This window comes from Streptomyces sp. MB09-01 (assembly GCF_033794505.1).
GTDB lineage: Bacteria > Actinomycetota > Actinomycetes > Streptomycetales > Streptomycetaceae > Streptomyces.
Genome location: NZ_JARAYQ010000381.1, coordinates 1 through 5,865 on the forward strand (window position 1 = coordinate 1; position 5,865 = coordinate 5,865).

Genomic DNA, 5,865 nt, shown 5'->3' on the forward strand with positions numbered 1-5,865 from the left:
GCCCCCCCCTGGCCTTTTTCGGGTGCACGGACCCCGTTCCGGGCCCTACCCCGGACAGCCCACCACAGAGCCGCGATCCCCGTACGGCACCTACCTGTTCACCGGCGAGACCGCGCAGCGCATCGTCGAAGACCTGCACCGGGACAACTGCGGTCTCACCGCAGCGTTCGAGTGCGACGGCACACTCACGTTCACCTGGGACGCGACCTACCGGGACGAGCCCGGCGCCGAGCGCGTCACCCCGGACGCCCAGGGCCGCTACGCGATCGGCGGACTCTGGCCCTGGGACAACTGGCCCGAGACCGGTGGGCCGACGCCCCAGCCCTGACGCTCCACCAGTCATGGCGCAGGCCCCTGCCCGCGGAAGGACCCGTCTCGGTCCGCCACGGGCAGGGGCCGGACCGGGGCGCGTCCAGCACGCGCCGACAGCCCGCGAACGGCCGGGACGGCTCCGCAGTCCGCGACGGCCGGCGCGTACGGGCGGACCAGGACCCGGGCCTGCGGTCGGGCCTGCCGCCAAGGCGGCTCCGACCCGGCACGTGCCGCGACCGAGCCTCCGCTCACCGGCCTGCTAGACCGGCTCCGGCCTTCACCCGCAGGAGTGAATTCCCCCCTCGCGTACGCGGGCGGGGATCTGGCGGTGCGCCCCCAACTGCCGTGCAAACATGTGCCATTGACAACAAATGGGATCTTTCGCAATCTTTCGGGCGTGGCTCCAGACGGGGCCCGGAGAGGAGTTCGTGATGGGCAAGCAGCGGGAGTTCTACGACGAGCAGACGGCGGCCGGGAGGCTCGGAGTCCCGGTGGCCGCCTGGCAGTGGGCAGCAGGGTCCGGACTGGTCCCGCCGGCGGACGCGGGGCCGGGGCAGTGGTCGCGGGCCGCGGTCGACGCGGCGGACGCGGAAGGCGTACGCGCCGCCCTGCGCGGGCCGATGGCCGCTGGGCAGGCGGCGGACCGGCTGACCGAGGCCCTGGGCGAGCCGCTGCCGAGGTGTCGCCCGCGGGTGACGGCTGCAGCGGTCGGCCACCTGGTGAAGGCCGGCCTGCTGTTCTGGCTCGGAGGGGACGCGGCGTGCCCCGACGTCCACCCGGACCAGCTGGCCGCCCTCGCCCGCCGCCGAGACCTTCCGGCGCTGCTCGACCGCCACGTCCCCCTCGGCCCGGACCAGGCCGCAGTCCGCCTGGGCGTGCGCCGGGTCGATTACGACCAGGTCGTCCGACTCGGATGGATCTCCCCGGTCAGCTCCGTGACGATCGACTACAAGTCCCACGGCGGCTGGACGACGGTCCCCCTGTACTCGGGGGTCGATCTCGCCCTGCTCCCCGTCCTGCGGCCCGGAGTCGACTGGGAAGCGCTGCGCACCGTTGCCGCAGGCCGCCGCTCGCCCCTCGCGGGCCTGACGCCGGTCACCCCAGGGCGGGACGTGGTGCTGCTGGCGGAGGTTGCGAGGATCGCCCGGGTGGGTCGCGCGGCGGTGGTGAACTGGCGACGGAGGCACGCAGACTTCCCGGACCCGGTGAGCGGGACGAACGTGCACCCGCAGTTCGCCCGCCGCGCGGTGGCCACCTGGCTCCTCGACCACGACAAGATCGAGATCCCTTGCCAGATCCCGCCGGCCATGCTGCTCCTGGACGTCGCCGAAGGCCCGACCAGGCTCCGCCTCGACGGCCCGCGGCTGCTCCTGGCGGACAACGCCGAGGAGGAGGACCAGCTGTCGGGCTGGACCACCGACGCCGACGCTGACGTGCTGGCCGAGCTGACGGCCGGGACGTTCGGAGCGTCACTGCGCCGGCTGACCGTGCCGGGCGCGGCTCCGCTCGCGGTGCCCGGCGAGGTGCGGGTGATCGACCGGTTCCGGACCGGATCGGGCGGGCTGAAGGTGACCCTGGCGTGGCCGGCCGCCCTCCGGGGCGCCGCCTCGGACCGGCAGACGGGCGGAGTGGTTCGCCACGGGCTGGCGTACGCGGGATCGGGAGAGGCCTGCGCGTGCAAGCGCCACGACTGCGGCGGCGTCGTCCCGGTCTCCTGGTGTGGAGAGCATGGTGCGTCTGCCGAGCCGGTCATGGAATGGCACCCGGGCGGTGGAATCCGCTGCGCAGGCCTGGCTCGTAGCCGAAGTGCTGCCGCCGCAGGTGCCCGGCCCGGGGTCTGATCCGGCTGTGGCGGGGGCCCGGCGGACGAGCCGGGCCCCCCGCCGGGGCGGCGGAGCTCCGACTGGTGGGAACACCAGCGACTCCAGCTGCCCAGAAGGTGCACACCACACCCCAGGGCCCTGCCCTTTGAAAAAGCCTTCATGCGATTCCTGATCACGGCGACTACGGAACCGTCTGCGCCACCGTCGAAGCGCCCCCGGAGGGGGGCGGTGTCCGTCGTCATCGACGAGCGAGAGCATGGTCAGCGGCGAAGGTGGATGCAGATGTGCACGGTTCCTTCGCCGGCGGCCGCCGCGACGCCGATACCGAGGACCGTGCCGAGATAGTCGACGTTGTTGGTGAGGGCGAGCGCGGCTACGGCCATGGCCGTAGCCAGCAGAGTCAGCGCGGTCACCCACCGCAGGGCCTTCTCCGCGCCGTTCGAAGGGGCCCGTGATGGTTCATGGTCGAGCGACGTCATGTGGGATTTTCCTTGTGCAGTTTGGCTGATGGAGGAGCTCAGCTTCGTCCGGGGGCAGCGGGTCGGCCAGCAGTCCGGGGTCGTCCGGCGGATGAGCCCGGATGGGGCTCTGGCACGGCAACATGGCCCTCGATGTTGATGCGGGCGGGGAGGAAGGCAAGCAGTGACCGGGGCAGGTACAAGATGGGGGGCGCTATCTGGACCGAGTGCCGCGCACAACGAAGTGGCCAGACTGTTGCGGTCTTGGCTCGACAAGGCCAGCTGTTCTGTGCCCACCTTGATTGACCGGTTTACCTCGGAGCACTTCAGTGACGCCGAGCCGCCGCGACGCACCGCAACTTATGAGCACCTCGCGGGTAGAGGCCTCACGTGGGAATTTATCGAGGCCGTGGTGGATGTCACCACGGACGACGCCGCAGTGCAGGAGCGCCGCCTTGCCGAAGTGCGCGCTCCCTGGAACGAGGCGCACGAGAAGGCAGTCTCTCGCCGAGAGCTCGGGGACAGCGTTCTGGCGCACCGGGCACTCGATCTCGCCGAGCAGCTGCGCAAGGCGGAGCAGCGCGAGGCTGAGCTCCTCGCGGAGCGGGACCGTATTCAGCATGTGGCCCGGGCCCTGATGGTGATTTGTGAGCGAAGTCGGCAACGTGTGGATGATCTTCGGCTCGCTCAGGCCCGGGGACGACTGGCAGATGGCGGCTCGTCGGTGCTGGCGTGGGAGCACCGACTCCAAGAGAGCACGTTGCAACAGGCCGTTGCGGAGATGGAGCGGGAGCGTGCCCAGTGCATGTTGCTGGAGTGGGCGCAGTACGTAGCCGACCTCAGCCGTTCCCTGCTGCCAGGATGCCGCCCCGGTGAGCGGCAGCCGATCCTCGCGGGGGCAGGCTCTCCATCGGCTCTCGACCTGAACGAGGGGGAGCTTGCCGACATCGATCGCGCGCTGGGCGCGGCTGGGCAAGAGGTAGAGACCGCCGGGGAAGTGCTTGACCGCTTTTCCGACGAGTTCGCTCACCGCCGTGGCACACCAGAGGGGTTCCTGCAGTCGGTGCGGCTCGTCGCCGGGCAGCACACCGGGTTGTTGTCCTCCTTGCCGATCATCCGGAGCTTGGAGAAAGGAGTGTCGTTGAACTCAGGGATCACCGTCCTGGCGGGCCCGAATGGGACGGGTAAGTCGATGCTCCTGGAAGCGCTGGCCCTGCTCACAGGCTGTCGCTTCAGCAACGGCGGCCTGCCGTTCAATCTCAGTTCGATCAGCCGTGAGCTGGCCTCGGGGATGGAGGCGCAGTGGTCCACTTCTCGGGAGCCTGAGAGCCGCCTGTTCGTCTCGTACCTGGGCACCTCGCCAGAAGGTCCGGATGCCCTCCTTGAGGGCATGGACGGGCCAAACCGCTTGTTTCTGCTCGATGAGCCGGAGGCCGGCTTGCCACCAGAGGCCTCCAGGCTGCAAGTGCAGTGGATGTACGAGAGGGTCGCACAGGGATGCCAGTTCGTGATCGCCACCCACAGCATGACCCTCGCGTCGCTGTCGCGGGCCCGGCACATTCGCTTCCGCCCGAACAGACCCTTGTAGGCGGCGGTCCGTTCCGTACTCCACGGCGCCTCCGGACCAAGGCGACAATCCCGCCCGCGCGGGCCCGTCTGCCTGCCCTGGGTGTCGAAGCCCGAGGCTAAGAAGCCGTGCCAGCCCCTTCCGGCACCCGCCGGCACCCCCCGCTGTCGGTGACGACTGATAGATCAAGATCGTGACTGATCGATCTGATGCCTTCCCTGACCGCAGTGCGCCATTTCCTCGGCGGGCGGACGAGCTGGACGAGGAAGCGCGGGTGCGTGAACATGCCGTCGCGCGCGCGTGGCTGTGGGCCCAGGAAGAGGAATTGAGCGAGGTGTTCCTCGCGGAAGGCCGCAGCGACCTACCGGTGGAGGACTACGCAGCGTGGCGCCAAGGGCAGCAGCACCGGCTCGGAAATGCCCGCGTGCAATGGCAGGCCACGCTGCGTGAGGCGGGTTGGCGGCTGGGTGGGACGGGGAGTCGATCCCTTGCGTACCTGCGGCCTGACCTGATGGACGAGTACGACTTTGACCACGAGGACAACCCGGCAGATCTTCCGTACAAGGGGACCCTGACCTCCACGCTCAGCGTGTGGTGGTGCTGCTCGCGGGATGAACGGCACCGATGGAGAACGTCCATCAGCAACCGGCACGCCGTCGGAACCGGCTGCCCGAGATGCGCGAAGCGCGGTGTTTCACGTCGGGAGCAGGACATTTTCACGGCGTTGAAGGACACGCTTCCGGATCTGACAAGCCCGGGTGTTGTTCCACGTACCGCCGCAGGTGAAGGGACTCGCCAACAGCGTGCCTGGCGAGTGGACATGTACCTTCCAGGAGCGCCGCCCGTGGTCGTCGAATACGACGGCGCCTACTGGCACAAGGACCGCTTCCAGCAGGACGCCGCCAAGACGGCAGACCTGTCAGCCTCCGGCCACCTGGTCATCCGAATACGCGAGCACCCGCTTGAGGTCGTGACGCCCAACGATATCGAGTGCCCCGCAGACCTGCCGGCCGCAGAAGTGGCGGCACAGGTACGGGGCCGGATGACCGAGCTGACCCAATCCGGAGGGTCCGCCGCTCCACAGCAGACGAAGGAACAGCTCGATCTGTTCCCGGCCAGCCACCTGCCCTCCCCCGGGGAGGCTCACAACGCCGACCAAGTCGCCGGCGCGTCCGAGCGCAAGCTCCTGGCGGCATGCAGCCGTCAAGCTCTCCTCGCGGTTCACCGAGCCGACGTGCTGGGCGACGGATACGCCAGATCACTCGGGGATGGTGCTCACCTTTCCATTGCCCATACTGCCGGTTTGGTGATGCGTGAACTCGGCGCCGCGGAAGCCCTGCTCAGGGTCATGATGGGGGACCGCGCACTACCGCGGGACGCCACACGGTCGTCACCGCATTCGCTCGCCCCCTGAGATCGGGTTTGACGGAGCTTGCCGTGCCGCAGGGATGTGAGAGCCCCCGGCGCCCAGTTATCGGCCGCGGCCCCGGCGTCGCTGCGGGCCGGGAGGCGGCCCGCCGTGCCGCGGCCCTGCCAGAGCGGCCGGCCGCCGGACAGCGCGTCTTGTTGGCGCGCAGATCACGCACGCCGCGGCCCTGCTGCCCGCCGCCGGTTCCCGCCGCGGCCGCGGTCCTGCCGTCTGCGCTTGCCCCTGACAGGGCCCCGCCGCCGCCGGCTCCGGCCCCGTTGCGGGCCCGGTGGGGCC

5 protein-coding genes are annotated in these 5,865 nt (G+C 70.1%); 4 read left to right on the top strand and 1 reads right to left on the bottom strand.

Annotated features, from left to right (window positions below):
* Positions 1–22: 22 nt before the first annotated feature.
* Both PV721_RS40350 and PV721_RS40355 read left to right on the top strand, forming a co-directional pair.
* Positions 23–328 carry a hypothetical protein gene (locus tag PV721_RS40350; protein ID WP_319733401.1) on the top strand — a complete coding sequence of 102 codons (306 nt, stop codon included), beginning with the start codon at positions 23–25 and terminating at the stop codon, positions 326–328.
* Between the two features lie 415 nt (positions 329–743).
* Complete coding sequence (locus tag PV721_RS40355; RefSeq protein WP_319733409.1) at positions 744–2,153, top strand: hypothetical protein; 1,410 nt, start codon at positions 744–746, stop codon at positions 2,151–2,153.
* A 242-nt stretch (positions 2,154–2,395) separates the two neighbouring features.
* On the opposite strand, the gene PV721_RS40360 is transcribed toward PV721_RS40355, so the two are convergent.
* On the bottom strand, positions 2,396–2,614 hold the full coding sequence (locus tag PV721_RS40360; protein ID WP_319733403.1) for a hypothetical protein: 219 nt from the start codon (positions 2,612–2,614) through the stop codon (positions 2,396–2,398).
* Positions 2,615–2,882: 268 nt separating this feature from the next.
* Between PV721_RS40360 and PV721_RS40365 the strand changes: the two genes are divergently transcribed.
* Positions 2,883–4,181, top strand: a complete 1,299-nt coding sequence (locus PV721_RS40365) for an AAA family ATPase (protein ID WP_319733405.1) — start codon at positions 2,883–2,885, stop codon at positions 4,179–4,181.
* Positions 4,182–4,353: 172 nt separating this feature from the next.
* Positions 4,354–5,574 (top strand): zinc-ribbon domain-containing protein, encoded by a 1,221-nt coding sequence (locus PV721_RS40370; protein ID WP_319733407.1) that lies wholly within the window; start codon positions 4,354–4,356, stop codon positions 5,572–5,574.
* The last annotated feature ends 291 nt before the right edge of the window (positions 5,575–5,865 follow it).